Raw genomic sequence first — 26,799 nt, 5'->3', positions numbered from 1 at the left:
GCCCAAAGCGTCCTAGACCTACTTCTAAGGCACGTTTTCATGGCTCGTACGCACGCGCTCCAGGACTACCGCAACTTCGGCATCATGGCCCACATCGACGCGGGCAAGACGACCACGACCGAGCGGATCCTGTATTACACCGGCAAAAACCATAAGATCGGCGAAGTCCACGACGGCGCCGCGACCATGGACTGGATGGACCAGGAGCAGGAGCGCGGCATCACGATCACGTCGGCCGCGACGACCGCCTTCTGGCAGGGCAAGCGCCTGAACATCATCGACACCCCCGGCCACGTGGACTTCACCATTGAAGTCGAGCGTTCGCTGCGCGTGCTCGACGGCGCCGTTGCGGTGCTGGACGGCAACGCCGGCGTCGAGCCCCAGACCGAAACCGTCTGGCGCCAGGCCGACAAATATTCGGTGCCGCGCATCGTCTTCGTCAACAAGATGGACAAGATCGGCGCCGACTTCGACGCCTCGGTCCAATCGATCCGTGACCGTCTGGGCGCCAAGGCTGTGCCGATCCAGTTCCCGATCGGTTCGGAAAATACCCTGTCCGGCCTGGTCGACATCGTTGAGATGCGCGCGGTCGTTTGGGACAACGACGCCCTGGGCGCCAACTTCACCGTCGGCGACATCCCGGCTGACCTGGTCGACAAGGCCAACGAAGCCCGCCAGTACCTGATCGACAACGCCGTCGAACTCGACGACGACGCGATGCAGGCCTATCTGGACGGCGTTGAGCCCTCGGTCGAAGTGCTGAAGAAGTGCATCCGTAAGGCTGTGCTGACCGGCGCCTTCTATCCGATCCTGTGTGGCTCGGCTTTCAAAAACAAGGGCGTGCAGACGCTGCTGGACGCCGTGGTCGACTATCTGCCGTCGCCGCTGGACATCCCCCCGACGCCGGGCATCGACTTCAAGACGGAAGAGCCGATCGTGCGCAAGGCCTCGGATGACGAGCCCCTGTCCATCCTGGCCTTCAAGATCATGGACGACCCCTTCGTCGGCTCGCTGACCTTCTGCCGCCTGTATTCGGGCAAGATGGAAACGGGCATGAGCCTGCTGAACTCCAGCCGCGACAAGAAAGAGCGCGTCGGCCGGATGCTGCAGATGCACTCGAACAACCGTGAAGACGTCAAGGAAGCCTTCGCCGGCGACATCGTCGCCCTGGCCGGCCTGAAGGAAACCCGCACCGGGGACACCCTGTGCGATCCGCTGAAGTCGCCCGTCATCCTCGAGAAGATGGAATTCCCGGCCCCGGTCATCGAAATCTCGGTCGAGCCCAAGACCAAGGCCGACCAAGAGAAGCTGGGCGTCGCCCTGGCCAAGCTGGCTTCGGAAGATCCGTCCTTCACCGTCTCGACCGACCACGAGTCGGGCCAGACCATCCTGAAGGGCATGGGCGAGCTTCACCTGGACATCAAGATCGACATCTTGAAGCGCACCTACAAGGTCGAGGCCACCATCGGCGCGCCGCAGGTCGCCTATCGCGAATCGCTCGGCCGCACGGTCGACATCGACTACACCCACAAGAAGCAGACCGGCGGTACGGGCCAGTTCGCCCGCGTCATGATCACCTTCGAACCCGGCGAGCCGGGCTCGGGCTTCGTGTTCGAGAACTCGATCGTCGGCGGCGCGGTGCCCAAGGAATACATCCCGGGCGTCGAAAAGGGTCTGAACTCCATCAAGGACTCGGGTCTGCTGGCCGGCTTCCCGCTGATCGACTTCAAGGCGACCCTGACGGACGGCAAGTACCACGACGTCGACTCCAGCGTGCTGGCGTTCGAAATCGCGGCCCGCGCCGCCTTCCGCGAACTGAAGGAAAAGGGCGCGCCGAAGCTGCTCGAGCCGATCATGGCGGTCGAGGTCGTGACCCCCGAGGAATACCTCGGCTCGGTCATCGGCGACCTGAACGGCCGTCGCGGCATGATCCAGGGTCAGGACATGCGCGGCAACGCCACCGTCGTGAACGCCTTCGTGCCGCTGGCCAACATGTTCGGCTATGTGAACACGCTGCGCGGCATGTCGCAGGGCCGCGCCCAGTTCACGATGCAATATGACCACTACGAGCCCGTGCCGCAGCACGTCGCCGACGAAGTGATCAAGAAGTACGCCTAAGCTTTTCCTTTCGGAGAAGCGGACCTAAAAGCGCCCGGTCCGACAAGGGCCGGGCGCCCTTAACCCCAAGATTATAGGAACCCCGGTTCGGGGACCTAGGAGCTAGAAAATGGCCAAGGAAAAGTTCGAACGTAACAAGCCGCACTGCAACATCGGCACGATTGGCCACGTTGACCACGGCAAGACGACGCTGACGGCGGCGATCACCATGGCCCTGGCCAAGGCCAGCGGCGGCAAGGCGATGAACTACGCCGACATCGACGCTGCGCCGGAAGAAAAGGCCCGCGGCATCACGATCAACACCGCGCACGTGGAATATGAGACGGCCAACCGTCACTACGCCCACGTCGACTGCCCCGGCCACGCCGACTATGTGAAGAACATGATCACCGGCGCCGCTCAGATGGACGGCGCGATCCTGGTGGTTTCGGCCGCCGACGGCCCGATGCCGCAGACCCGCGAGCACATCCTGCTGGCCCGTCAGGTCGGCGTGCCGGCCCTGGTGGTCTTCATGAACAAGGTCGACCTGGTCGATGATGAAGAACTGCTGGAACTGGTCGAGATGGAAGTGCGCGAGCTGCTGAGCAGCTACCAGTTCCCGGGCGACGATATTCCGATCACCAAGGGTTCGGCCAAGGCCGCGACCGACGGCGTGAACCCGGAAATCGGCGAACAGCGCGTTCTCGAGCTCATGCAGACTGTGGACGACTACATCCCGCAGCCGGCTCGTCCGCTCGACCTGCCCTTCCTGATGCCGGTTGAAGACGTCTTCTCGATCTCGGGCCGCGGCACCGTGGTCACGGGTCGCGTCGAAAAGGGTATCGTCAAGGTCGGTGAAGAAGTCGAAATCGTCGGCATCCGCCCGGTCCAGAAGACGACCTGCACCGGCGTCGAAATGTTCCGCAAGCTGCTGGACCAAGGTCAAGCGGGCGACAACGTCGGCGTTCTGCTGCGCGGCACCAAGCGCGAAGACGTCGAGCGCGGTCAGGTTCTGTGCAAGCCGGGTTCGATTACCCCGCACACCAAGTTCCTGGCTGAAGCCTATATCCTGACCAAGGAAGAAGGCGGCCGTCACACCCCGTTCTTCACGAACTATCGCCCGCAGTTCTACTTCCGCACCACGGACGTGACCGGCATCGTTCACCTGAAGGAAGGCGTCGAAATGATCATGCCCGGCGACAACGCCGAGCTGAACGTCGAACTGATCACCCCGATCGCCATGGATCAGGGCCTGCGCTTCGCCATCCGTGAAGGCGGCCGCACCGTCGGCGCCGGCGTCGTCGCCAAGATCATCGAGTAGTCATTCTTTGGCCTGACGCGTTCACGCGCGACTTGAGGCCAGACGGATGTAATCGCCTAACAGAACGGCCCCGGAGGAAACTCCGGGGCCGTTTTGCTGTGGGCGTAGGACGAAAGGTCCGGGGGCGGCGGCTTGCATTCGGCGCGGCGCGGGTCGATCTGGAGGCGGTGATGTCTTCCCCTACCATCGTGATCGTGGGCGCCGGCGTGCTGGGCCTGAGTACGGCGTTCGAGCTGAAGCGGCGCGGCCATGCGGTGATCGTGGTCGATCCCGGCGGGGCCAATGCCTCACGCGTAGCCGCGGGCATGGTGGCCCCGGCGATGGAGGCGGCGATCGACGATGTGTCGCCGGACCGCGCGGCCCTGTTCCGCGCCGGCCGCGACCTGTGGCCGGCCTTTGCAGCCGCATCGGGCGTCGCCCTGGCGCGCCGTCCGGCCGAGTGGCGCGGCGGCGACGTGGACGCCATCGCAGGGCGTCTGACGGCCCTGGGTTTCGCCGCACGCCGCGAGGGAGACCGGGTGGTGACGGACGAGGATTGTCAAATCGAGCCGGACCAGGCGATGGCGGCCCTGCGCGCGTCTTTGGACGGCGCGGTTCTGGAGAGACGCGCAACCGGTCTGCGCCAGGTCGGGGACGAATGGCGGGTTGAGGTGAACGGCGGGGCGGCGCTGGCGGCGTCGGCGGTCGTTCTGGCGACGGGAACGGATGCGGCCGTTCCAGGGGCGCCGGCGGCGACGCGCATCCTGGTGGACGGCGTTCAGCCGATCCGGGGACAGATCGGGGTCGTTGTACGGGATCTGACGCCGCACCCCGTGCGCGGGCCGGGGGCCTATGTGGCGCCGATGACGGGCGGGGCGGTGATCGGGGCGACCATGGAGCCGGGCCGGCGCGATACGGCGCCCGACGCCGCCGTGAGCGAGCGACTGATGGAAGCCGCCTGGCGGGTGCTGGGCCAGGCGCCCGAACCCTTGACCATCGAATGGCGCGCCGGTGTGCGCGGCGCATCGGCCGACGGCCTGCCCATGGCCGGGGCGGCGCCGGACGGGGAGGGGCTGTTCCTGGCCCTGGCCCCGCGTCGCAACGGCTGGCTGCTGGGGCCGCTGGTCGCGAGCGTGGTCGCCGATGCGATCGAGGGACGGACGCCGTCGCCGGAAGCCCGCGCCCTCGATCCTCGACGCTTTTAATCCGCCATGGCGAAGCGGACGGTGAAGTTGACCGTGGCCCCGTCCACCGCGCGGCCATCGACCGTGCGGGGGTTCATGCGGAAGTCGCGCGTCAGGCTCATGGCCGCGCGGCCGAAGCCCTGGCCCCTGGGCGTTTCGTCGGCGACGCGGCAGGCGGTCAGGCCGCCGTCGATGCGGACGGTGCAGGACAGGCTGGCCGCGCCGGACAGGCCGCTGTCGGCCGCGCGCGTCGGATAGGCGCGCGTCATCTGCGCCTCGGACGGACGACTGGCCCAGGTCGGATTGTTGATGACCGAGACGGCGCGGATCGGCGGCGTCTCGGTCGTCGCCGTGCCGCCTTCGACGCCCTTCGGAGCCGTGCTGACGATCACCTGGCCGGACGGCGCCGTCTCGGCGGTCTTGTCCGGCGGCGTCAAAGGCACGGTCTCGACGGTCGGCGGCGCCTTGAGGATGGGGTCATGGATCGGCGTCGGCGGCGCGGCGGTCTTCTGAGACGGGGGAAGGGGCTTGGGCTTCGGTCGCTCGACGAAGATATCGACAATAGGATCTTCGATGACGCCTTGGGTCAGTGGCTGGTCCAACTGGAACCGCTGGTTATAGAGCGCCACCCCCACCCCGACGTGGGCGACGACGGACAGGCCGATGGCGGCCCACATCCAGCGCGGTAAAGGTTTTCTGCCTCCCCCAAAGTCGATGGGGCTGATTGCGCCGGGTCCTCCGGCGGCACGGATCATCATGTCGACACTCCCTCGTTCACCGCCCCCGCAGCGCCCGTAACCGAAAGTGAGCGCGCAGGTTGTGGCGACTTTGCGGCGAGGTTTCAGGGCTCGACCAAGGTCGATCCCCAGGACTGGTTAACACCGTAGTTAACGATTAAGACTTGATTAACCACGTTCGACGAGGCTTCGCCTGTCATGGGCATCCGAGCGATTCCATCCTCAGGCGGCGTAGAAGCGGCCATCAGACGCGCCTCGACAGCGGTCGGGGTAGACTATGATTTTCTGATCAAGACGGCGCGTCGCGAGAGCGCGATGAATCCGTCGGCCAAGGCGCCGACCTCGTCGGCGGCGGGCCTGTTTCAATTCATCGAACAGACCTGGCTGGGCACCGTCAAACAGCACGGCGCCCAGCACGGCTATGGTCAGTACGCCGACCTGATCCACCGGGGATCGGACGGGCGCTGGCGGGTCGAGGGATCGGCGCGCAATGTGGTGTTGGACCTGAGGTTCGACCCCCATGCGGCCTCGACCATGGCGGCGGAGCTGACGGCGTCGAACGCCGCCTATCTGCGCGGTCGCACCGGCAAGGAGCCGGGCGCGGGGGATCTGTACGCCGCCCACTTCCTGGGCCCGGCCGGCGCGGCCAGTCTGATGGCGGCGATGGACCGCAATCCGGGCGCCAGCGCCGTCGCGCTGTTTCCCGAGGCGGCCCGGGCCAATCGCAGCATCTTCTACAAGGACGGCCGCGCGGCCACAGTCGCCGAGGTTCACGCCAATCTGCAACGTTCCGCCGGCCAAGGCGCGCCGGCGGCCGGGAGCGGCGAGACGCGCTCGCCCGCGCCTGAGCTGAGCGATCGCGATCAGGCCCTGGCCGCGCGGCTGGATCGGCTGAAGCAGGAGCAGGGGCTGCTGGCCCTGTTGCTGGGCCAGGACGGATCGTCAGGGACGGGGTTCGGCGGGGCCTTTTCGCCCAACGGCAAGGATTCGACGTGAGATCGGCATGCCTCGATGGTAAACCGACCGTTAAGCATGGCAGGGTCATGATGTCGGCAAGCCCGATTCCCTGACGAGCCGTCCATGACCGCCTTCCGCGCCCGCCTCACCGAAATGGACATCCAACGCCTGGTCAAGGCGGTGGACGAGGACGAGCGCGCCGAGGCCGCCCACAAGCTGTGCCGCAACATGGACCGGGCCGAGCTGGACGACCGCGAGCGGGAGGCGGCGCAGAAGATCGTGCGTCTGTTGGCCACTGATGCGGCGGAGTTGGTGCGCCGGGCCATGGCCGTGACGCTGAAGGCGTCGGACCTGATCCCCCATGATGTGGCGCGGCGTCTGGCGGCCGACCTGGACAGTATCGCCCTGCCGATCATCGGCGCCTCGCCGGCGCTGAGCGACGACGACCTGATCGAGATCGTCCGCGCCGGTTCAGCCGTGCGCCAGATCGCCGTGGCGGGCCGCCCGCGCGTGTCCCGCGATGTGTCGCAGGCCCTGGCTGACGAGGGGCACGAGCAGGCTGTCAGGGTTCTGGCGGCCAATGACAACGCCGATCTGTCAGAGCGCGCCCTGGGCGTGATCGTGGATCGTTTTCCTGAGTCGGGCGAGGTGGTCGCCGCCGTCGCCTATCGTCAGGTTCTGCCGCTTCACATTACCGAACGCCTGATCGAACTGGCCAGCGAGACGGTGCGGGAACACCTGGTTTCGCGGCACGCCGTGGCGCCGGAGACGGCCATCCGGCTGGCGCAATATTCTCGCGAGCGCGCGACGATCGATCTGGTGGAACAGGCCGCGTCCAGCGCCGACTTGCCGGCCTTCATGGCCCAGTTGAACCTGCGCAAGGTCCTGAACGCCTCGCTGCTGCTGCGCGGATTGGCGCGCGGGCAGATGACGATGCTGGAACATGGTCTGGCCGAGCTGGCGGCGACGCCGCACCACCGGGCCTGGCTGATGATCCATGACGCCGGGCCGCTGGGACTGAAGGCCGTCTATGACCGGGCGGGCCTGCCGCCGCGCCTGTTCCAGGCCTTCCGCGCCGGCGTCGATACCTGGCGAGCCCTGTCGGCGGAGGGGGTTGATACGTCGAGCGAGGTCTTCCGTCAGCGTATGCTGGAGCGGTTCCTGACCCAGCGGCCGAACGTGCCGCGTGACGATCTCGCCTATCTGATGGAGCGGCTGGATCAGGCCCCCATGCGCCCGACGCAGATGGCCGCCTCGGCCGCCTGAACCCGCGCGTCGGCCGGCAAAAAGGGATCCGTCAGTAGACGGATCCCTTTGCTGTATTCGACCCAGAAAGGCTCAGCGGGATTTGTGCTGAGAGACCTCGGCTTCGAGGGATTCGGCCAGGACGCGGCCGGTGGGGTTTTCGTCAGTCTTGATCTGGTCGCGGACCACGGAGCGGATCGCGTCGATGTGGGCGTGGACGATGGTGAGCGGCGCTTCCGCACGAGTAGCGGCGTCATCCAGCAGTCGGCACAAGGAGCCGGCGATGCGGGTGACCAGCGGATATTCGTAGGTGGTCCCCAGACCCTTCAGGTCGTGGGCGCGGAAATAGAGGGCGTTGGCGGTATCGGCCGTCAGTCCCTTTTCATGGATGTCGGCCTGGGCCTGATCCATCTTGACGATCTCGTCGTTCAGCCATTGGCCGAACTGGGCCGACATGGCCTTGAGCGCTTCTTCCGCGCGGGCGATGGCGTCGGCGTTGATGCCGAAACCGCCCCCGATCCTGGGACGAAGAGACGGCGTGGCGGGCTTGACGTTCGCCGGATCGCTCATGGCGGACCTCCATAGAATTTGAGCAGAGCTTAGCCCTGCCGCCTTAAGAAGCCGTATAGGGGGTCAGTTGGTGAACTGCTCGGTCATGACCCGTTCGTCGAAGGACCGGCCGGCGTCAAACAGCATGGTCAAGGCGACATCGCGACGTTCGCGGACCTCGACCCGCGACACGCGTCGGACTTCGAAATTGTCGGCGGTGGCGGAGACCGGGCGCTTGTCGGCCTCCAGCACGTCGAACCGCACCCTGGCGCCATGAGACAGCAGGGCCCCGCGCCAACGTCGAGGACGGAAGGCGCTGATCGGGGTCAGGGCCAGTATGCGGGCGTCCAGCGGAATAATCGGGCCGTGGGCGGACAGGTTGTAGGCGGTTGAGCCCGCCGGCGTCGCAACCATACAGCCGTCGCAGGACAGTTCCTCCAGACGCACGCGGTCATCGACGGTGATCTTCAGCTTGGCGCTCTGGCGGGTCTGGCGCAGCAGTGAGACCTCGTTGATGGCCAGGCCGGTATGGACCTCGCCGCTTTCGGTCCAGGCGTCCATCTGAAGCGGATGGATCATGGTGCGTTCGGCGGCGATGACGCGGGCGATCAGATCGTCTTCGTCATAGTCGTTCATCAGAAAGCCGACCGATCCCCGGTTCATGCCATAGACCGGGGTGCGGCGACGAAGATTGCCGTGCAGGGTTTCCAGCATCTGTCCATCGCCGCCCAGGGCGATGATGACGTCGGCCTCTTCCTCGGGCACCGCGCCGTAGCGCGCGATCAGGGCCAGACGCGCCGCCTGGGCTTCGGGGCGGTCGCTGGCGACGAAAGCCAGGGCGGGGACGGGAGGGGTTTGGGTCACGCCGAACGTGAGCCTCAGCTTGACCGCGAAGTCAAACGGTCGCGGTCTTTTCCATCATCTGACGAAAGGCGCGGGCGGCCGAATGGCTGTTCATCGGCGTGGTTGTCCAGCCGCCCTCGCCGGGCAGGCCGTCGGCCAGTTTGCGGACCTCGGTCAGAAGGGACGTGAAGACCGCCTTGTCCAATCCGACGGCGAGACAAGCGAGGTAAAGGGGCTCGGCGGTCGGGGCGTAGACGGCGCTGCGGATCTGGCCTGGGGTGAACTGCCCCAACTGCCCCAGGGCCTGTTCGAACAGGCCGAGGCGTTGTTCACGCAGAGCGCGGATCAATATGCCGGGGCGCAGCTGACCGGCCGCCTGCAACTTCTCGATCAGACGACGCTCCATCTCCTGGCGTTCGCGATCCTCGGTCTGACGGGCGTTGGGAATGGGGCGCCAGGTGGAATAGTGGGCGGCGTTGGCGGAGGCGGTGCGCACGGCTGCGTTCAGCAGACGGTCGTCGATCTCGAACCGATCGCCGATCGACTGGCGCAGCGCCTGTCCGACCCATTGGAAGAGCTCATGGGCCAGGGATTCGTTCAGCCGCGGATGGCGGGTGAGGGGGGCGCGCAGGCCGGCGACACGGCGCGAATGTTCGACCAGACGGTGCATCGCCGCTTCACCGATATCGGCGCTGCGGTTCGAGGCCAGGGCGGTCATGGTGATCGGGTCGGCATGGTCCAGAATGGCGTCCACCACGCCGCTGGAGAGGTGCGGGCGGCGCGCGACGGCGATCTGATGTTCCAGCGTGGTCTCGACGAGCACCCGGATCAGGGCGGCGTCCTTAAGCAGCGGGCTGGCGGTGATGACGGGGGCGGCGATGTCGATCTCGTCCATCGCCAGCATTTCGATCAGGGCGGCGGGCGCCCAGTCGGCGGAGGCGAGGCGTTCGGAAAGCTGCTGGCGGATGTCGCGCTCGGCCTGGCCGGCCAGGGCCAGGAAAATCTCGCCGAGCACGGACGGCATGGGCGTGGAGGGCGCGGCGGATTCGCACAGACTGATGACGCCGCATAGAAGACGCAGGCGATCGTCGGGGGCCTTGCTGCGCGCCAGCTCAAGAAGTTCCGTTGCGGACAGGCCGGGCGCGAGCGCCTCAGACGTCGGCATTCGTATGGCAGCGGACACGGCGACTCCCGGACGCAGTAAGCTTACCCGTGATACTTTAGATTCGGTGTCGTGAAGGCGCGGTTAACGGAAGCTGAAACGTGAGGGTTAACGCCGCTGCGTCTGGCTCTGCGCTTGACGGACGGCGGATGCGGTAGGACGGTCAACTAAAGCCCGTTAGAGGCAAGTTGAATCCAGGAGGATCTCCCATGGCCGATGGCGCCAGCCCTGCGTTGAAAACCCGTGTGTCCGAAGCCGAGTGGCAGGTCCGTGTCGAACTGGCCGCCCTTTACCGCCTCGTGGCGTTGAACGGTTGGGACGACATGATCTTCACCCACATATCCGCCCGCGTGCCGGGGCCGGAACATCATTTCCTGATCAACCCCTACGGCTATTATTTCGAGGAGATCACCGCCTCGTCGCTGGTGAAGGTCGATCTGGACGGGAACATCGTTCAGGAGACGACCAACTTCATCAATCCGGCGGGCTTCACCATCCATTCGGCGGTCCATGCGGCGCGCGAGGATGCGAAATTTGTCATCCATCTGCACACCGTCAGCGGCGTCGGGGTGGCGGCTCAGCAGCACGGCTTGCTGCCGATCAGCCAGAACGCGTGTTTACTACAGCACCAAGTTGCGTATCATGGGTATGAGGGGTTGGCCCTGAACCATGACGAGCGCGAACGTCTGGTGGCCGATCTGGGGAACAAGCCGCTGATGCTGTTGAGAAATCACGGCACGCTCGCGGTCGGGGAGACGGCGGCGCAGGCATGGATCGGGATATTCTTCCTGGAGAGAGCCTGCGCGCAGCAGGTGGCCGCCCTGGCCGGCGGGCGCGAACATGTGCTGATCGCGCCGGATCACGCCCAGGCCGAGACGAAGGAGCAGGGGCGAGGGATCGGCTTCATCTCCGCGCTCGCCTGGCCGGGGGCCTTGCGTCAGCTGGATCGGAAGTCGCCGGGCTACGACGCCTAGGTCAGGCCGGGGCGGTCGCCGCAGCGGCCGTCGCCCTCGCAGGCCTGGCCGGCACAGCCTCAGCCGGAGCCTGGACTCAGCCCAAAGGCCAGGGACAGGCGATCGTCAAATACGATGACATGCGAGCGGAAGAGGGGTTCGATCCCGCAGGCGACAGGCAATCGCTGGACGTGGATCGAACCGACCGTACGGCGGGACTCTTCGCCGAATACGGACTGACCGACCGGCTGACGCTTCAACTGAAGGCCGATTGGCAACAGGGGGAAGACGCCTTCGTCGACTACGAAGGGCGGGGACCGATCGAGGTTGGAGCCACATGGCAGGTCTGGCGAGATGATCAAAACGCCGTCAGCCTGTATGGCGGCTATGCTCAGGCGGGGCAGGGCCGCAACGCCGGCTACGCCGCCCCCGGCGTCGGCGAGCACGACTGGGAGGCGCGCGTGTCCGTTGGTCGATCACTGGGCGCCGCCGGGGCGCTCTTTGGCGGGCGTTGGGGCATGGATCGATCATTTGTCGAGGTGCAGGCGGCGCGTCGTGTGCGCGACGGACTGCCCCACGAGACCCGCGTGGACGCTACGGTCGGCGGCAGAATCGGGCGCGATTGGCTGGTGATGGGGCAGGCGTTCGGCGGCGCGGCCGACGGCGGGGCGCGGTGGTTGTCGGTGGAAACCTCGGTGACGCGCGACCTCGGCGGCTGGAGCGTGCAGGCGGGCTGGCGACAGACGGTGGCGGGGCGAGAGACGGCTATCGCGCAGGGACCGGTTGTGGCGATCTGGCGCAGATTTTGATCGTCATCCGTGCGATGGAATCCGTCGTACACGACGTTACCGATAGGTAATCTTGCGCACAGTGGAGAAGCCGCTAAGCGTGCGCGTCCTCTGAAATGAAAGTCTGTCGCGTGATAAGACGCCACTTCTTCCTGATCGCCGCCGCCGTGCTGTTGGCTGCGATGGTTCTCGCCGCCGTGCTGAAGGTCGCGTTCGCCGACGACGAGGCCGCCGGTGCGCCAGGTGGTGGACGCCGGGGCGGGCAGCAGGTGTCCGAGGCGACGGTGTCTCAACGCCAATTCTCGGATCAGATTCGCGTTCTTGGCGTCGCGCGCGGCCAGCGGTCGGTCAATATCACGTCCTCGACGACTGAACTGATTACACGGGTTCTGTTCACCGACGGGCAGACCGTGTCGGCAGGCGCGCCGCTGGTGGAGCTTCAAGCGCGCGAGGAAGACGCCGACATCATCGAGGCGCGCGCCAATGTCGCCCAGGCGCAGCGGGAATATGAACGATACAAGGCCCTGGCGGATCGCGGGATTGCGCCGCAGGTGCTGCTGGAACAGGCTGAGACGGCCCTGGACACCGCCCGCGCATCGCTGGACGCAGCCCAGGCGCGTCGCGGCGATCGGATCATTCGGGCGCCCTTCGCCGGAACCCTGGGCCTGACGACCGTGACGCCCGGTACCCTGATCAATCCGGGGGCGGTCATCGCGACCCTGGACGATACCTCGACCATTCGCGTCGATTTCCCGCTGCCCGAGCGTTACCTCAACGTCCTGCGCCCCGGCGTTTCGATCACTGCGACAGCCGACGCCTATGGCGACACGCCGTTCCAGGGACGGATCGCCCTGATCGATACGCGCGTCAATGAAACCACCCGCGCCGCCACCGCCCGCGCCGAATTCCCCAATCCCGGCGGCCGTATCCGCCCCGGCATGCTGCTGCGCGTCGCGGTGCAGCAGGGCCAGCGCCAAGCGCCCGCCGCGCCGGAAGCCGCCGTTCAGTATGAAGGCGAAGGCGCCTTCGTGTATCGCATCGCCGCGGGCGCTCAGGGTTCGACGGCGCAACGGGTGGAGATCGAGACCGGCGTGGTCGAGAACGGCTTCGTCGAAATCCTGTCCGGTCTGGAGGTCGGCGACCGTATCGTCGGTTCGGGGCTGAACCGTATCCAGCCAGGCGCACCAGTCAGCGTCGCCGGCGCCGGACGCGGGCAAGGCGCTCAGTCTCAGGGCGCTCAGGGCTCCGCACGATGATGCTGTCCGACGTTTCGGTCCGGCGCCCGGTCTTTGCGGCCGTCGCCGCCATCGTCCTGTGCGTGATCGGGGCCGCCGCCTTCTTTTTCCTGCCCGTGCGCGAGTTGCCGGACGTGGATCCGCCCATCGTCTCGGTCAATACGACCTACGCCGGCGCTTCGGCCGAGGTGATCGAGAGCCGGATCACCGAGCCGATCGAGCAGCAGATCGCCGGCATCCAGGGCGTCGAACGCATCAATTCGACCAGCCGCGACGGCCGGTCGAACGTCAACATCGAGTTCTCGCTGGACCGCAATATCGACGACGCGGCCAATGATGTGCGCGACCGCGTCAGTCGGGTGGTCGGACGCCTGCCGGACCAGGCCGATCCGCCGGAGGTGGCCAAGGCCGATTCCGACAGCCAGCCGATCATCATCGTCTTCCTGCGCTCGACGACGATGAACCGGTTGCAGCTGACCGACTATGCCGACCGCTATCTGGTGGACCGGATGGCGACCGTGCCGGGCGTGGCCCAGGTCAACATCTATGGCGAGCAGCGCTATTCGATGCGGATATGGCTGGACCCCGCCGCCTTGGCGGCGCGCGGCCTGACCGTCACCGACGTCGAGACGGCCCTGACGAATCAGAATGTCGAACTGCCGGCCGGTTCGCTGGAATCGACCGACAAGGACTATACGGTCCGCGTCGCCCGCACCTATGCACGACCCGACGACTTCCGGCAGTTGCCCATCGGCACGCGAGGCTCGGCCTCGGCGTCCGCCGCCGTGGCGACCGGCACGGGCAGCGGCTCTTCCGCCATCATTCAGGGCCAGCCGACCTATGTGACCCGGCTGGGCGACATCGCGCGGGTCGAGGAAGCGCCGGAGGAGCCGCGTCGTCTGTTCCGCGGCAACAGCCTGGACCAGATCGGTCTGGCCGTGACCCGTCAGGCCCAGTCGAACGACCTGGCCATTTCGGACGGCGTTCATAAGATGATCGACGAGATCCGCCCCAGCCTGCCGCCCGGCGTGACGCTGGAGATCGGATCGGACAACTCCGTCTTCACCTCGCACGCCATTGACGAGGTCTGGATCACCATCGGCATCTCGATGGCCCTGGTGGCCCTGGTCAACTTCATCTTCCTGGGTAGTCTGCGGGCGGCCCTGATCCCGTCCATTGTGGCGCCGATCTGTTTGTTGGCGACCTTCATCGTACTGGCGCCCCTGGGTTTCTCGCTGAACCTGCTGACCCTGCTGGCTCTTGTTCTGGCCATCGGTCTGGTCGTCGATGACGCCATCGTCGTGGTCGAGAACATCCAGCGCCGGCTGGATCATGGAGAGCCGCCGCTGGTGGCGGCCGAGCGAGGCGCACGCCAGGTCTTCTTCGCCGTGGTGGCGACGACCATCGTCCTGCTGTCGGTGTTCGCGCCGCTGCTGTTCCTGCCGGGGTATGTCGGGCGGCTGTTCGTCGAGCTGGCGGCCGCGATTGCCGCAGCGGTGGCCTTCTCGGCCTTCCTGGCCTTGAGCCTGTCGCCGATGCTGGCGTCCAAAATTCTGAAGCCGGCGCAGAGCGGTGGCTGGCTGGCGCGCCGGGTCGACTGGGCCATGGACGGGCTGAAAACCTCGTACGCCCGGTCGCTGGACATGCTGTTGGGGCGGCGTATCGCCGTGATCGGCGTCGGCGCCCTGATCGCCTTGGTCGCGGCGGGCGCTGGCGGAATCTTCCTGATCCTGCCGAACGAGCTGGTGCCGGACGAGGACCGGGGCCGAGTTCAGGTTCGCGTCGCCGGGCCCGAGGGGGCGGGTTTCGACTATACCCGCAAGATCATGATGGGGCTGGAGCCCTTGCTGGCCGAGTACAAGACCAGCGGCGAGGCGGCCTCCTATCTGGTGTCCGCGCCCGGTTTCGGCGGCGGCAGCTTCAACTCCGGCAACGGCGTGTTGAATCTTGCGGACTGGTCGATGCGGGACCGCACGGCCGCTGAGATCGCCCAGGAGTTGAACGGCAAGCTGCGCGGTCAGACCGACGCCCAGGTCAACGCCTCGACCCCTGGCGCCTTCCAGCGCGGCGGCAGCAACTCCAACTCCGTCGAGCTGATCGCCACGGGCACGGATTACCAGCAGATCTACAACTGGCTTCAGCCCCTGCTGGCGGCGGCCCAGGCCAATCCGGGCTTCTCTCGTCCGCGCTTGAACTATGAGCCGAACTCGCCCCGCCTGCTGGTCGATGTGGATCCGCAGAAGGCGGCGGCGCTAGGCGTGTCGTCTCAAGCTATCGGGCGGACTCTGGAGACCATGTTCGGATCGCGCACCGCCACCACCTATATTAAGGGCGGGCAGGAGTATGACGTCATCCTGCAAACGGATCGCGACAACCGTCGCGAAGTCGCGGATCTGGAGGCCCTCTATGTCGCGACCGGCGCCGGGCAACTGGTGCCCCTGTCGGCGGTGGTGACGACGAAGACGTCTGGCGACACGCCGGACCGGCGTCGTCTGGACCGTCAGCGGTCGATCTCGCTTCAGGCCGATCTGAACCCCGGCATGACCATCGACGACGCGGTGCAATTCCTCAGCGCCGAGGCGGCGAAACAGCCGCAGGGCGGCGTCGTCACCCAGTGGGGTGGCGCGGCGCGCGACCAGCAGGAGGCGGGCGGCGCCGTGGTGGCGGCCTTTGGTCTGGCCCTGCTGCTGGTCTTCCTGGTGCTGGCGGCCCAGTTCGAAAGCTGGATCACGCCGGCGGTCATCATGCTGACGGTGCCGCTGGCGGCTGCCGGCGGGCTGTTTGGCCTGCTGATGGCGGGGTCCAGCCTGAACCTCTACAGCCAGATCGGTCTGATCATCCTGATCGGGGTGGCGGCGAAGAACGGCATCCTGATCGTCGAGTTCGCCAACCAGCTGCGCGACCAGGGTCGAACGATCCGCGAGGCGATCATCGAGTCGTCGTCGCTGCGGCTGCGGCCGATCATCATGACCTCCATCGCCACGGCCTTCGGCGCCCTGCCGCTGGTGCTGTGGCAGGGAGCGGGGGCGGGCAGTCGCCAGACCATCGGCGTGGTCATCTTCACCGGCGCCATTTTCGCGACCGTGCTGACCCTGTTCGTGGTGCCGGTGATCTATGCCGTGCTGGCGCGCTTCACCAAGTCGCCGGAATGGACCGCCCGCAAGATCGAAGAGTGGGAAGCCCAGGAGCAGCGCGACGGCGGGCCCAAGCCCATCGACGCGCACTGACGGATCAGGAGACGGGCGTCGCCGCCGGCTGCGGCTGCGGCTGGAAGCCCGTCTCCACCTTCAGATAGGCGATGACATCGCGCCGGTCGGCCGCGTCTGACAGGCCGGCGAAGGTCATCTTGTTGCCGGGCAGGAAGGCTTTGGGGTTTTCCAGCCAGTGATCCAGCGTGTCGGCGTCCCAGACGAACTGGGCCGTCCGAAGCGTGTTCGAATAGTTGTAGCGCGGGCGATCCCCGGCCTTTCGCCCGAACACGCCGTAAAGGTTCGGACCCGCCATATCGGGCGCGCCCTCGCCGATGGTGTGGCAGGCGCGGCAGCGGGCGAAGACGCGACGCCCGTTGGCGAGGTCCCCAGTATTGTAGGGGGCGGGCAGGGCGGCGAGCAGCATCGCCTTTTCAGCCTCCGTCGCCACATGCGCAGGCGTGCCGGCCTGACCCGTCGGGCCGTTCGAAGGTTCGCCCTGGCCACAGGCGGCGAGGGTCAGAATCAGGGAAGCGGCGAGGACGGGACGGCTCATCGGGATATCCTGTTTTTTGCCGGTGATACCGGAAACGAGGGACGCGGCAATTGGTCAACCTGTCCTGCTGGACGCGGCCCCCACGCACCTGATAATCAGTGTCAAGGAAACGCGGGGCCGCCGGGGGGCGGCGCCCGCTGGTGCGAGCCGAGATTTGACCGATACCATAAAGCTGAGCCAGGCCCGACGGGGCGATCGCGGCGTCATTATTCAAGTGGGCGCCCATTGCCACCACCAAGTCGAGGCGGTCGAGCTGGAACGCCGTCTACTCGAGTTGGGCTTCGTCGAGGGCGCCCGGATCGAATTGCTTCACGAGGGGCTGTTCGGTCGCGATCCCATCGCCATGAAGGTGGACGACATGCGCGTGGCCCTGCGCCGGCACGAGGCCGCCAGCCTGACCATTAAGCTGGACGCCGCCTGATGGACATGGCCCTGAAGACCGCCCGCGTCGCCCTGGTCGGCAATCCAAACAGCGGCAAGACCGCCTTGTTCAACGCCCTGACCGGCGCCCACCAGAAGGTCGCCAACTACGCCGGGGTCACGGTCGAGCGGAAGGAGGGGCTGATCCGCGCCGCGTCCGGCCGGACCATGTCGGTGCTGGACCTGCCGGGCACCTATTCGCTGCGGGCCCGCAGCCCGGACGAGGAAGTGACGCGCGACGCCGTCCTGGGCCGTCTGGCCGGTGAGACGCCCCCGGATGTGGTGGTCTGCGTCGCCGACGCCACCAACCTGCGTCTGGTGCTGCGCCTGATCCTGGAGCTGAAGGCCGTCGGCCGGCCGATGGTGCTGGCGCTGAACATGTATGACATCGCCCAGCGCCAGGGCCTTCGGATCGATCTGGAGCAACTGCGCGCCGAACTGGGCGTGCCGATCATCACCACGGTCGCGACGCGTAAGCGCGGGATCGACGATCTGGTCTCCGCCGTCGAGGCGCAGGTCGAGGCGGCCGCTCTGGGCGAGAACATCTGGCACAGCCCCGACGCCGCCGAATTGCGCACCGCCGCCCGCGAGGCCGAACGAATCATGAAGATCTGCGTGCGCGCGCCCGAGCGGCCGGACACCCTGACCGGGCGGATCGATTCCGTTCTGCTGCACCCGGTCGGCGGGATGATCATCCTTATGGCGATCCTGTTCGTCATGTTCCAGGCCGTGTTCAGCTGGGCCGCGCCCCTGATGGACGGCATCGAAGGCGGCATCGGCTGGCTGGGCGGCCTGGTGGCGGCGGTGCTGCCTGAGGGGCTGCTGCAGAGCCTGATCGTCGACGGCATCATCTCCGGCGTCGGCAGCGTGCTGGTCTTCCTGCCGCAGATCCTGATCCTGTTCCTGTTCATCATCGCCCTGGAAGACTTCGGCTACATGGCCCGGGCGGCCTTCCTGATGGACAAGATCATGGGCGGAGCGGGGCTGCACGGTCGCGCCTTCATTCCGCTGCTGTCCAGTTTCGCTTGCGCCATTCCCGGCGTGATGGCGGCGCGGGTGATCGATTCCAAGCGGGACCGCATGACCACCATACTGGTTGCGCCGCTGATGACCTGCTCGGCGCGGATTCCGGTCTATACGCTGATCATCGCCGCCTTCATTCCGAACGAGACAGTGTGGGGCTTCGCCAATCTGCAAGGCCTGGTGATGTTCGGTCTCTACGCCGCCGGCATCGTCAGCGCCCTGGTCGTGTCCCTGCTGATCCGCAAGGTGTTCTGGCGCGGCGCGGTCGAGCCCTTCATGATGGAGCTGCCGGCCTACAAGACGCCGGATATGCGCAGCGTCCTGTTCAACCTGTGGCTCCGGGCCAAGATCTTCCTGAACCGCGCGGGGCGGATCATCCTGCCGCTGGTGATCCTGCTCTGGGTGCTGGCGACCTTCCCCTATCCGCCCGAGAACGCGACGATGCCCGACATCGACTATTCGTTCGCCGGGATGATCGGCCGGGCGCTGGAGCCGATCTTCGCGCCTATCGGCTTCAACTGGCAGATGGTCATCGCCCTGATCCCCGGCATGGCCGCGCGCGAGGTCGCCGTGGCGGCCCTGGGCACCACCTACGCCATCGCCGACGCCGAGAATGCGACGGGTCTGCTGGCCTCGACCCTGTCGGCGCAATGGTCGCTGGCGACGGCCCTGTCCTTCCTGGCCTGGTACATCTTCGCGCCCCAGTGCGTGGCGACCCTGGGCGTGGTGAAGCGCGAGACCAACTCGTGGAAATGGACCTCGATCATGATCGTCTACATGTTCGGTCTGGCCTATCTGGCCTCGTTCGCGACCTATCATGTGGCGGTGGCGCTCGGGGGCGGCTAAGCGGGGGCGGTTCTTCACCGTTCGGACCCCGAGATGAGCCCTGTTCTCGCCGCCGTCGTCATGGGGCTTCTGGGCCTGATCATCGGCAGCTTCCTGGCGGCGGTCAGCGTCCGCCTGCCGCGTGAAGAGGACATCGTCGTCGCCCGGTCGCGGTGCATGGGCTGCGACCAGCCCCTGCGGCCGTGGGAGCTGGTCCCCCTGTTCAGCTGGCTCGTCTTGCGCGCGCGCTGCGCCCGTTGCGGCGTCGCTATTTCACCGCGTTATCCGCTGATCGAGCTTGGAGGAGGCGTCATCGGCGCCTGGGCGGGCTTCAGCGGATCGTCATGGCTGATGGTCGCCGTGACCGCTGTGCTGGGCTGGCAACTGCTGCTGATCGCCATCATCGACGGCGAGAATTTCTGGCTTCCGGACGTCCTGACCTGGCCGCTGGCGGCGACCGGCCTGATCGCGGCCGCCATGACGGGATGGGACGTGGCCCTGTCGCACCTGATCGGGGCGGTGGTCGGTTTCGTCGGCCTGTGGCTGGTTGGCTGGCTGTACAAGGCGGTCCGCAAGCGCGACGGCCTGGGCGGGGGCGACCCCTTCCTGTTCGCCGGAGCCGGAGCCTGGGTCGGCTGGATCGGTCTGCCCAGCGTGCTGCTGTGGGCCTCGGCCGCCGGACTCAGCCTGGTGTTCGGCCTGCTGGTGGTGCGCCGCTCGGTCAGCGCGACGGACAAGCTGCCGTTCGGGGTGTTTCTGGCCGTGGGGATCTGGCTGACCTGGCTGTATGGCCCCTTGGGGCTCTAACGGCCTGTCGTCAGTTTGACGATGATGATGGCTGCCGTATCGAGAATGGCTTCGGGCGTGTCGGCGCGCCGCAACAGGTCGAAGCTGGCGGCGGTCGACTCGGCGATCGAGGCGATCTGGTAGGAGGCCAGGCGCGGATTATAGTCCTTGGGGTGCAGGCCTGCGGCATGCGCCTGGGCGACGCGGCGTTCAATGGCCAGGTGCAGGCGGCGCAGGCGCCGGACGCGGCTTTCGACAAAGGCCGCTTCGCCATTGTCCGCCAGCATGTGTTCGACCCGCAGAACCTGGCCGTGATCGCGCCAGATGGCCATGACGTCCAGGATGAAGGCTCGACCGATGCTGAAGGCCTTGTCGCCGGGCCAGTCGGCCTGGAAATGGGCGGCCAGTCCCTGGAAATCGGTCGCCGCCGTCTCGCACAGGGCCAGGACGGGTTCTTCGACCGTCTTGAAATAGGTGTAGAAGTTGGACGGCGACACGCCTGCCGCCGAAGCGAGGTCGGCGACGCGGATTTCGCCATAGTGACGCGAGTTGAGCAGGGTGCGGGTCGCATCGAGGATCGCCTGGCGGGTACGGCCCCCGCGCGCGCCGATCTTGTGGCCCAGCTTGTTGGTCTTGTCGGCCATATCCCCAATGGTCGGTAAAGGCGGAGCGCGAGAACTTCGAGCCGGCCGCATTCGGTACGCAGAAGCGAAACTGTATCGTAGGCGGATCAGGTTATTGCACAGGCGGCGAAAAAATCCAGCGGCCGTCGGGATTTAGTCGTTTCTGTCTCACTTCTGGATGCACGGGTCTTCATCCTGTCGTCCGAACGCGCCAAGCCGTTGCTCGACGCTTTCGGCAAGATACGCGCGAGGGGGGATGGATGATCGAATTGGTCCCCTTACGGCCTCGCGGCCGCCTGCGGCGGGCTGTGCGGGCCCGCCAGCCCCCCCGTGACCGGCTCTTGCGCGGCGACCGCGGGGACAGGCGGTTCGTAATACACGCCCACTCCCGGGCCGACGGGCAGATCGAACGCCACCCAGGCGGCCACCATGGCCAGACCCGCGACCAGGAAGGCCCCCGCATAGGGCAGCATGGTCGCCATCAGGGAGCCCAGGCCGAAGCGCGGATCCCAGCGCTGGGCGAAGGTCAGGATCAGCGGGAAATAGCTCATCAGCGGCGTGGCGATGTTGGTGACCGAATCGCCCATCCGATAGGCGGCCGTCGTCATCTCGGGCGAAATGCCCAGCAGCATGAACATGGGCACCACAACGGGCGCCAGGGCGGACCACTTGGCCGAGGCCGAGCCGATGAACAGATCAAAGACGCATGAGACCAGGACGACGCAGATCAGCAGAAGAGGCGCGGGCAGGGCCAGAGTCTTCAGCTCGGCGGCCGCGTTGACGGCCAGGATCGGCCCCAGACCTGACCAGTTGAACATGGCGACGAAATGGGCGGCGAAGAAGGCCAGGACGATATAGGGCGCCAGCTGGGCGATCCCGTCGCGCATCATCTTCACCAGGTCGCGGTGCGACTGGATCGAGCCGGACCCGGCCCCATAGGCGCCGCCCAGGACGAAGAAGGTCACGGCGAAGAAGGCGACTAGCGAGCGGTACAGCGGATTGAACTTCTGTTCCGCCACCGCCTCCGGATCGACGAACGGCGAGCCGGGCAGGAGGGTGATCAAGGTCCAGAGGCCGATCATGCCCAAGAGCGCCAGGCCGGCCCAGGACAGGCCGCGTTTCTCTGAGGCGGTGAGGGGTTGCTTTTCCGACGTGGCGGGTGCGGCGACGCCCTCGGACGGCGTCCAGCGGCCCAGGCGTGGCTCGATGACCCGGTCGGTCAGGAACCACACGATAGGAGTGAAGACGACCACCACCCCGATGATGAAGAACCAGTTGCCTGCGATGTTCACCGAATAGGAGGGGTCGATCAGGCGGGCGGCCGGTTCGGTGATGCCCAGGATCAGGGCGTCGCTGGCGCCGGGGAACAGATTGCCGGCGTAACCGCCCGATACGGCGGCAAAACCCGCCGCCAGCCCGGCCAGAGGGTGACGGCCCGCCGCAGCGAAGATCACCGCCGCCAGCGGGATCACCACCACATAGGAGGCGTCCGAGGCGTGATGAGAGACCATGCCTGTGATCACCACCACCGGCGTCAGTATGGCGCGCGGGGCATTCAGCAGGGCGCCGCGAATCGCTGTGGCGAACAGGCCGGTCCTCTCCGCCACCGAGGCGCCGTAGATGATGGTGATGACGATCCCCAACGGTGGGAAGTCCGCAAGGGTGCGCGGCATGCCGATGATCAGCCGCTCGAGGTTCTCTGCCGACAGCAGGCTTTGCGCCACCAGCCGATCACCCGTGACCGGATTGACGGCGGACCAGCCGAGGCCGGCGCCGACCAGACTAAGCGCCACTAAGCCGCCGATCAGCCAAAGAAAGAGAAAGACGGGATCGGGCAGCCGATTCCCCACTCTTTCGACGGCGTTCAGAAGACGGCTGCCAGCGCTCATCCGGATGACTTTCGGTTACGATTTCAAGGCCACAGTAGGGCCGGGAAGGGGGCGAAACGGCAAGCGGCGCGGCTGCGACATATGGCCTCGCAAGTTGCGATCCGTTCTCAACAAAAAACCAATCGCACCAGGGGTTTGAACCGCGCGAATGTTGGGTCTAAGAAGCCCCGAATCCCGCCTCTCCCCGGCGGCCGAGGTTCTTTGAATGAACGCATTTTTGCTCGAGTATCTGCCGGTCATCATCTTCGCCGGCATTGCCGCCTTCATCGGCGTGCTTTTCATCGCCCTGCCGCTGCTGCTGGCGCCGAAAAATCCCGACTCAGAGAAGCTGTCCGCCTATGAATGCGGGTTCAATGCGTTCGACGACGCGCGCATGAAGTTCGACGTCCGCTTCTATCTGGTGTCGATCCTCTTCATCATCTTCGACCTGGAAGTGGCCTTCCTGTTCCCGTGGGCGGTGTCGATGTTCGACCTGTCGCACGCCGGCATGATCTTCGCCTTCTGGTCGATGATGGTCTTCCTCGGCGTCCTGACCATCGGCTTCATCTACGAATGGAAGAAGGGAGCCCTGGAATGGGAATAGTCGCACCCTCCTCGCCGCTCCCCGGCGCACTGGTTCCGGCCAACTCGGCCGCCCGCTCAATGGTCGAGGGCTATGATCCCAAGATCCACGACAAGTTTTTCGAAGCGGTCAATATGGAGCTGGGCGAGCGCGGCTTCCTGACAGCCTCGCTGGATGACGTCATCACCTGGGCGCGCACCGGCTCGCTGATGTGGATGACCTTCGGTCTGGCCTGCTGCGCCATCGAGATGATTCAGATGTCGATGCCGCGTTTCGACGTCGAGCGCTTCGGCATGGCCCCGCGCGGCAGTCCGCGTCACTCGGACCTGATGATCGTCGCCGGCACCCTGACCAACAAGATGGCCCCGGCCCTCCGCAAGGTCTACGACCAGATGCCAGACCCTCGATACGTCTTGTCTATGGGCAGCTGCGCCAACGGCGGCGGCTACTATCATTACAGCTACAGCGTTGTTCGCGGCTGCGACCGCGTGGTGCCGGTGGATGTCTATGTGCCCGGTTGCCCGCCGACGGCGGAGGCGTTGCTGTACGGGTTGTTGCAGCTGCAGAAGAAGATTCGTCGCACGGGGACCATCGACCGATGAGCTCGCTGGCTGTTCAGGCCCAGTTTGAGGCCGCGCTGACGCCGATGGGCGCCGAGCTGGTGGGCGCACTGGGCGTCGAGGCTCAGGTGGCGTTTGGGGAGCTGACCCTGGTGGCGCCGCGCGAGCGGATCGTCGCGGTGATGACGGCGTTGCGCGATCAGTTCGGGTTCCAGCAACTGCTGGACCTCTGCGGCGCCGACTATCCGGATCGTGAAGAGCGGTTCGAGATCGTCTATCATCTGTTGTCGCTGACCCGGAACGCGCGGATTCGCGTCAAGGTCGTGACCGACGAGGTCCAGCCCGTGCCGACCGTGTCCGAGGTCTATCCCTCGGCCGGCTGGTTCGAGCGCGAAGCCTACGACATGTACGGCGTGATGTTCTCGGGTCACCCCGACATGCGCCGCCTGCTGACCGACTATGGCTTCGAGGGACATCCGCTGCGCAAGGACTTCCCGATGACCGGCTATGTCGAGGTCCGTTACGACGAAGAGCAGAAGCGGGTCGTCTATGAGCCCGTTAAGCTGACGCAGGAATTCCGGACGTTCGACTTCCTGTCGCCGTGGGAAGGGGCCGATTATCCGGCCCCCGTGCTGCCTGGCGACGAAAAGGCAGGAGTGAAGGGCTGATGGCTGACGGAGCTCGCACCCCCGCGCCGGTGAACGGCGCCGTCGATCCCTTCGAGGGCATGCCGATCGACCACCGCACCGACCACGCCAAGGCGATGGACGATCGCAAGTTCACCATCAACTTCGGCCCGCAACACCCGGCCGCGCACGGCGTGCTGCGCCTGGTGCTGGAGCTGGACGGCGAAATCGTCGAACGCGTCGATCCGCACATCGGCCTGCTGCACCGCGGCACCGAAAAGCTGATGGAGGCCCGCACCTATCTGCAGAACGTGCCTTATCTGGACCGGCTCGACTATGTCGCGCCGATGAACCAGGAACACGCCTTCTGCCTGGCCATCGAAAAGCTGCTCGGCATCGAGGTCCCGTATCGGGCCCAGCTGATCCGCGTGCTGTATTCGGAAATCGGCCGGATCGGGAACCACCTGCTGAACGCGACCATGCAGGCCATGGACGTCGGCGCTCTGACGCCCCCGCTGTGGGGCCACGAAGAGCGCGAGAAGCTGATGATCTTCTACGAGCGGGCCTGCGGCGCGCGTCTGCACGCCAACTATTTCCGCCCCGGCGGCGTCCACCAGGACCTGCCGATGGACCTGATCGACGACATCGGTCGCTGGTGCCTGGAGTTCCCCAAGGCCCTGGCCGACATCGAAAGCCTGGTCACCGAGAACCGCATCTTCAAGCAGCGCAACGTCGATATTGGCGTGGTGTCCAAGGAACAGGCCCTGGCCTGGGGCTTCACCGGCGTCATGCTGCGCGGCTCGGACATCGCCTGGGATCTGCGCAAGTCGCAGCCTTACGAGTGCTACGCCGAGATGGAATTCGACATTCCGGTCGGCAAGAGCGGCGACTGCTGGGATCGTTACCTCTGCCGCATCGAGGAGATAAAGCAGTCGGTGCGGATCATGGAGCAGTGCATCCACAAGCTGCGCAACTGCCCGGGCGAGCCGGTCATGATCGAGGACAACAAGATCGTTCCGCCGCGTCGTGGCGAGATGAAGCGGTCGATGGAATCCCTGATCCATCACTTCAAACTGTACACCGAGGGTTTCAAGACGCCTGAGGGCGAGGTCTATGCCTCGGTCGAGGCGCCCAAGGGCGAGTTCGGCATCTATCTGGTGTCGGACGGCACCAACAAACCCTATCGCGTCAAGATCTCGGCGCCGGGCTTCCGTCACCTTCAGGCGATGGACTGGATGAACCGCGGCCACCAGCTGGCCGACGTCTCCGCCATCCTGGGCTCGCTCGACATCGTGTTCGGCGAGGTGGACCGATGAGCCGCCAAGCCGTGGTTCAGGGCCAGTTGGACGCCTACAACGCGCAGGATCTGGAGACCTTCGTCACCTTCTTCGACGATGCGATCACCATTTCGGATCTGAACGCCGCGCCCAATCTGACAGGATTGGAGGCCTATCGCCTGCGTCATGAAGGCCTGTTCGCCCAGTTCCCACAGAACCGCGCCGAACTTTTGTCGCGCATCGTCGTGGGCGACACCGTCATCGATCACGAGCGGGTTTTCCGCTCGCCTGAGGCGACGCCCTTCGAGGTCGCCGCCATTTATTCGTTCGCCGGCGACAAGATCGCCCGCGTCGACTTTGTGAAGGCCTAGCGGATGTCCGTTCGTCGTCTCGCCAAGGAACAGCCGGCGTCTTTCGCCTTTTCGAAGGACGCCAAGGCCAAGGCCGAGTGGTGGATCAAGAAATACCCGGAAAACCGTCGCCAGTCGGCGGTGATTCCGGTCCTGTGGCTGGTGCAGAAGCAGGAAGGCTGGGTCTCGGAACCCGCCATCCGCGCCGTCGGCGAGCTGCTGGGCATGCCCTTCATTCGGGTGATGGAGGTCGCGACCTTCTACACCATGTTCATGCTGGAGCCGGTCGGCAAGACCGCCCTGATTCAGGTGTGCGGCACCACGCCGTGCATGTTGCGCGGCGCCAATGACCTGATGAAGGTCTGCAAGGACAAGATCGGTCCCAAGGACCATCTGTCGGCCGACGGTCGCTTCACCTGGCAGGAAGTCGAATGCCTGGGCGCCTGCTCCAATGCGCCCATGGCCCAGATCAACGACTATTATTTCGAAGATCTGACGCCCGAGACCATCGGCCAGATCATCGACGACTTCGCCGCCGGCAAGACGCCGAAGCCGGGGTCGTACGTGGGTCGTCATACGTCCGCTCCCCTCGGCGGCGCCAAGACCCTGCTGGATCCGAAACTGTATGACGGCTCGGCCGCCAAGCCGATCAAGAAGCTGCCCAACAGCGATCCGGCGCCGGTCGAGAAGGCCCCGGCCTGATGCCTGCACCCGACCTCGACAGCGACGAAGGCCGCGCCGCATACCGCAAGGAGCTGCGCATGGTCGCGCGCCCCCTGCGCGCGGGCGGGCTCGCGCTCGTGGTCGGCGCCGCCATGCTGATCCTGCTGACCCGTCAGGGGACGCCGGGCCTGGGCGACTGGGCCTTCACCGCCTCCTATGTCATGCTCGGTTTCGGCTGGGCCTGCGTCCTCGGCGCCATCTACACCCGCAATCGGCACCACAAACGCCGGATGCGCGAGTTGGAAGGCGCAACGTCATGACGGCGTCGATCTATTATGGTTCCATAACTTCGATGCAGCGTGCCGGGGGGCGCCATGTCGATGGATCAGAAACGGGCAGGG

At 66.1% G+C, this 26,799-nt stretch carries 26 protein-coding genes; 19 read left to right on the top strand and 7 right to left on the bottom strand.

The window, feature by feature from the left end; translation table 11 throughout:
- Window positions 1–39: 39 nt before the first annotated feature.
- From fusA to OU998_RS12055, 3 genes are all read left to right on the top strand, one after another.
- On the top strand, window positions 40–2,118 hold the full coding sequence (fusA, locus tag OU998_RS12065; protein WP_267513793.1) for an elongation factor G: 2,079 nt from the start codon (window positions 40–42) through the stop codon (window positions 2,116–2,118).
- 109 nt (window positions 2,119–2,227) lie between these two features.
- Entirely contained in the window at window positions 2,228–3,418 is a 1,191-nt protein-coding gene (gene tuf / locus OU998_RS12060; protein ID WP_267513792.1) for an elongation factor Tu, read from the top strand.
- A 170-nt stretch (window positions 3,419–3,588) separates the two neighbouring features.
- A complete protein-coding gene (locus tag OU998_RS12055) occupies window positions 3,589–4,602 on the top strand; it encodes an NAD(P)/FAD-dependent oxidoreductase (RefSeq protein ID WP_267513791.1) in 1,014 nt (337 codons plus the stop codon).
- On the opposite strand, the gene OU998_RS12050 is transcribed toward OU998_RS12055, so the two are convergent.
- Complete coding sequence (locus OU998_RS12050; protein ID WP_267513790.1) at window positions 4,599–5,339, bottom strand: TonB family protein; 741 nt, start codon at window positions 5,337–5,339, stop codon at window positions 4,599–4,601. The genes OU998_RS12055 and OU998_RS12050 overlap by 4 nt on opposite strands.
- Before the next feature lie 177 nt (window positions 5,340–5,516).
- Between OU998_RS12050 and OU998_RS12045 the strand changes: the two genes are divergently transcribed.
- Together OU998_RS12045 and OU998_RS12040 are read left to right on the top strand one after the other, a co-directional pair.
- The gene (locus OU998_RS12045) at window positions 5,517–6,314 is read left to right on the top strand and encodes a transglycosylase SLT domain-containing protein (RefSeq protein WP_267513789.1); all 798 of its coding nucleotides are present in this window, start codon (window positions 5,517–5,519) and stop codon (window positions 6,312–6,314) included.
- A gap of 84 nt (window positions 6,315–6,398) precedes the next feature.
- Window positions 6,399–7,541: a DUF2336 domain-containing protein gene (locus OU998_RS12040; protein WP_267513788.1), complete on the top strand. Its 1,143-nt coding sequence runs from the start codon at window positions 6,399–6,401 to the stop codon at window positions 7,539–7,541.
- 72 nt (window positions 7,542–7,613) lie between these two features.
- Here the strand turns inward: OU998_RS12040 and OU998_RS12035 are convergent, their stop codons facing one another.
- The 3 genes from OU998_RS12035 to OU998_RS12025 all read right to left on the bottom strand — a co-directional run bounded on the left by OU998_RS12035 (window position 7,614) and on the right by OU998_RS12025 (window position 10,095).
- A complete protein-coding gene (locus OU998_RS12035; RefSeq protein WP_267513787.1) occupies window positions 7,614–8,090 on the bottom strand; it encodes an Hpt domain-containing protein in 477 nt (158 codons plus the stop codon).
- Between the two features lie 63 nt (window positions 8,091–8,153).
- Complete coding sequence (locus tag OU998_RS12030; protein ID WP_267513786.1) at window positions 8,154–8,933, bottom strand: NAD kinase; 780 nt, start codon at window positions 8,931–8,933, stop codon at window positions 8,154–8,156.
- Between the two features lie 31 nt (window positions 8,934–8,964).
- Complete coding sequence (locus OU998_RS12025) at window positions 8,965–10,095, bottom strand: DUF2336 domain-containing protein (protein ID WP_267513785.1); 1,131 nt, start codon at window positions 10,093–10,095, stop codon at window positions 8,965–8,967.
- Between the two features lie 188 nt (window positions 10,096–10,283).
- On the opposite strand from OU998_RS12025, the gene OU998_RS12020 reads away from it, so the two are divergent.
- The 4 genes from OU998_RS12020 (at window position 10,284) to OU998_RS12005 (ending at window position 16,277) form a co-directional block, all read left to right on the top strand.
- Window positions 10,284–11,048 carry a class II aldolase/adducin family protein gene (locus OU998_RS12020; RefSeq protein ID WP_267513784.1) on the top strand — a complete coding sequence of 255 codons (765 nt, stop codon included), beginning with the start codon at window positions 10,284–10,286 and terminating at the stop codon, window positions 11,046–11,048.
- Between the two features lie 119 nt (window positions 11,049–11,167).
- Entirely contained in the window at window positions 11,168–11,836 is a 669-nt protein-coding gene (locus OU998_RS12015; protein WP_267513783.1) for a hypothetical protein, read from the top strand.
- A 110-nt stretch (window positions 11,837–11,946) separates the two neighbouring features.
- Complete coding sequence (locus OU998_RS12010) at window positions 11,947–13,071, top strand: efflux RND transporter periplasmic adaptor subunit (RefSeq protein ID WP_267513782.1); 1,125 nt, start codon at window positions 11,947–11,949, stop codon at window positions 13,069–13,071.
- Entirely contained in the window at window positions 13,071–16,277 is a 3,207-nt protein-coding gene (locus OU998_RS12005; RefSeq protein WP_267516788.1) for an efflux RND transporter permease subunit, read from the top strand. The genes OU998_RS12010 and OU998_RS12005 overlap by 1 nt, the downstream gene beginning before the upstream one ends.
- A 4-nt stretch (window positions 16,278–16,281) precedes the next feature.
- Here OU998_RS12005 and OU998_RS12000 read toward each other — a convergent pair whose 3' ends face one another.
- Entirely contained in the window at window positions 16,282–16,794 is a 513-nt protein-coding gene (locus OU998_RS12000) for a c-type cytochrome (RefSeq protein WP_267513781.1), read from the bottom strand.
- A 154-nt stretch (window positions 16,795–16,948) separates the two neighbouring features.
- On the opposite strand from OU998_RS12000, the gene OU998_RS11995 reads away from it, so the two are divergent.
- The 3 genes from OU998_RS11995 to OU998_RS11985 are packed head-to-tail and all read left to right on the top strand — an operon-like array spanning window position 16,949 to window position 19,869.
- Window positions 16,949–17,215 carry a FeoA family protein gene (locus tag OU998_RS11995; RefSeq protein WP_267513780.1) on the top strand — a complete coding sequence of 89 codons (267 nt, stop codon included), beginning with the start codon at window positions 16,949–16,951 and terminating at the stop codon, window positions 17,213–17,215.
- Window positions 17,215–19,083, top strand: a complete 1,869-nt coding sequence (gene feoB / locus OU998_RS11990) for a ferrous iron transporter B (protein WP_267513779.1) — start codon at window positions 17,215–17,217, stop codon at window positions 19,081–19,083. The genes OU998_RS11995 and feoB overlap by 1 nt, the downstream gene beginning before the upstream one ends.
- A 33-nt stretch (window positions 19,084–19,116) precedes the next feature.
- Complete coding sequence (locus OU998_RS11985) at window positions 19,117–19,869, top strand: prepilin peptidase (RefSeq protein WP_267513778.1); 753 nt, start codon at window positions 19,117–19,119, stop codon at window positions 19,867–19,869.
- Here the strand turns inward: OU998_RS11985 and OU998_RS11980 are convergent.
- Window positions 19,866–20,492 (bottom strand): TetR/AcrR family transcriptional regulator, encoded by a 627-nt coding sequence (locus OU998_RS11980; protein WP_267513777.1) that lies wholly within the window; start codon window positions 20,490–20,492, stop codon window positions 19,866–19,868. The two genes, OU998_RS11985 and OU998_RS11980, sit on opposite strands and share 4 nt — an antisense overlap.
- A 257-nt stretch (window positions 20,493–20,749) precedes the next feature.
- Window positions 20,750–22,360, bottom strand: coding sequence for an AbgT family transporter (locus OU998_RS11975; protein WP_267513776.1), 1,611 nt, complete (start codon window positions 22,358–22,360; stop codon window positions 20,750–20,752).
- Window positions 22,361–22,565: 205 nt separating this feature from the next.
- On the opposite strand from OU998_RS11975, the gene OU998_RS11970 reads away from it, so the two are divergent.
- From OU998_RS11970 to OU998_RS11940, 7 genes are read left to right on the top strand one after another with little or no spacing between them, the layout of a single operon-like run.
- Window positions 22,566–22,943, top strand: a complete 378-nt coding sequence (locus tag OU998_RS11970; protein ID WP_183195155.1) for an NADH-quinone oxidoreductase subunit A — start codon at window positions 22,566–22,568, stop codon at window positions 22,941–22,943.
- Window positions 22,913–23,524, top strand: coding sequence for a NuoB/complex I 20 kDa subunit family protein (locus tag OU998_RS11965; RefSeq protein WP_267513775.1), 612 nt, complete (start codon window positions 22,913–22,915; stop codon window positions 23,522–23,524). Before OU998_RS11970 ends, OU998_RS11965 begins: the two co-directional genes overlap by 31 nt.
- A complete protein-coding gene (locus tag OU998_RS11960; RefSeq protein WP_267513774.1) occupies window positions 23,521–24,150 on the top strand; it encodes an NADH-quinone oxidoreductase subunit C in 630 nt (209 codons plus the stop codon). Before OU998_RS11965 ends, OU998_RS11960 begins: the two co-directional genes overlap by 4 nt.
- A complete protein-coding gene (locus OU998_RS11955; protein WP_420709736.1) occupies window positions 24,150–25,424 on the top strand; it encodes an NADH-quinone oxidoreductase subunit D in 1,275 nt (424 codons plus the stop codon). Before OU998_RS11960 ends, OU998_RS11955 begins: the two co-directional genes overlap by 1 nt.
- Window positions 25,421–25,756: a nuclear transport factor 2 family protein gene (locus tag OU998_RS11950; protein WP_267513773.1), complete on the top strand. Its 336-nt coding sequence runs from the start codon at window positions 25,421–25,423 to the stop codon at window positions 25,754–25,756. The genes OU998_RS11955 and OU998_RS11950 overlap by 4 nt, the downstream gene beginning before the upstream one ends.
- A gap of 3 nt (window positions 25,757–25,759) precedes the next feature.
- Window positions 25,760–26,437, top strand: a complete 678-nt coding sequence (nuoE, locus tag OU998_RS11945; protein WP_267513772.1) for an NADH-quinone oxidoreductase subunit NuoE — start codon at window positions 25,760–25,762, stop codon at window positions 26,435–26,437.
- Entirely contained in the window at window positions 26,437–26,718 is a 282-nt protein-coding gene (locus OU998_RS11940; protein WP_267513771.1) for a hypothetical protein, read from the top strand. Before nuoE ends, OU998_RS11940 begins: the two co-directional genes overlap by 1 nt.
- The last annotated feature ends 81 nt before the right edge of the window (window positions 26,719–26,799 follow it).

This window comes from Brevundimonas sp. SL130 (assembly GCF_026625805.1).
In the GTDB taxonomy this organism is placed as follows: Bacteria; Pseudomonadota; Alphaproteobacteria; order Caulobacterales; family Caulobacteraceae; genus Brevundimonas.
The sequence above is the reverse complement of the archived record's forward strand: the minus strand, read 5'-3'. Positions and strand labels throughout refer to the sequence as shown.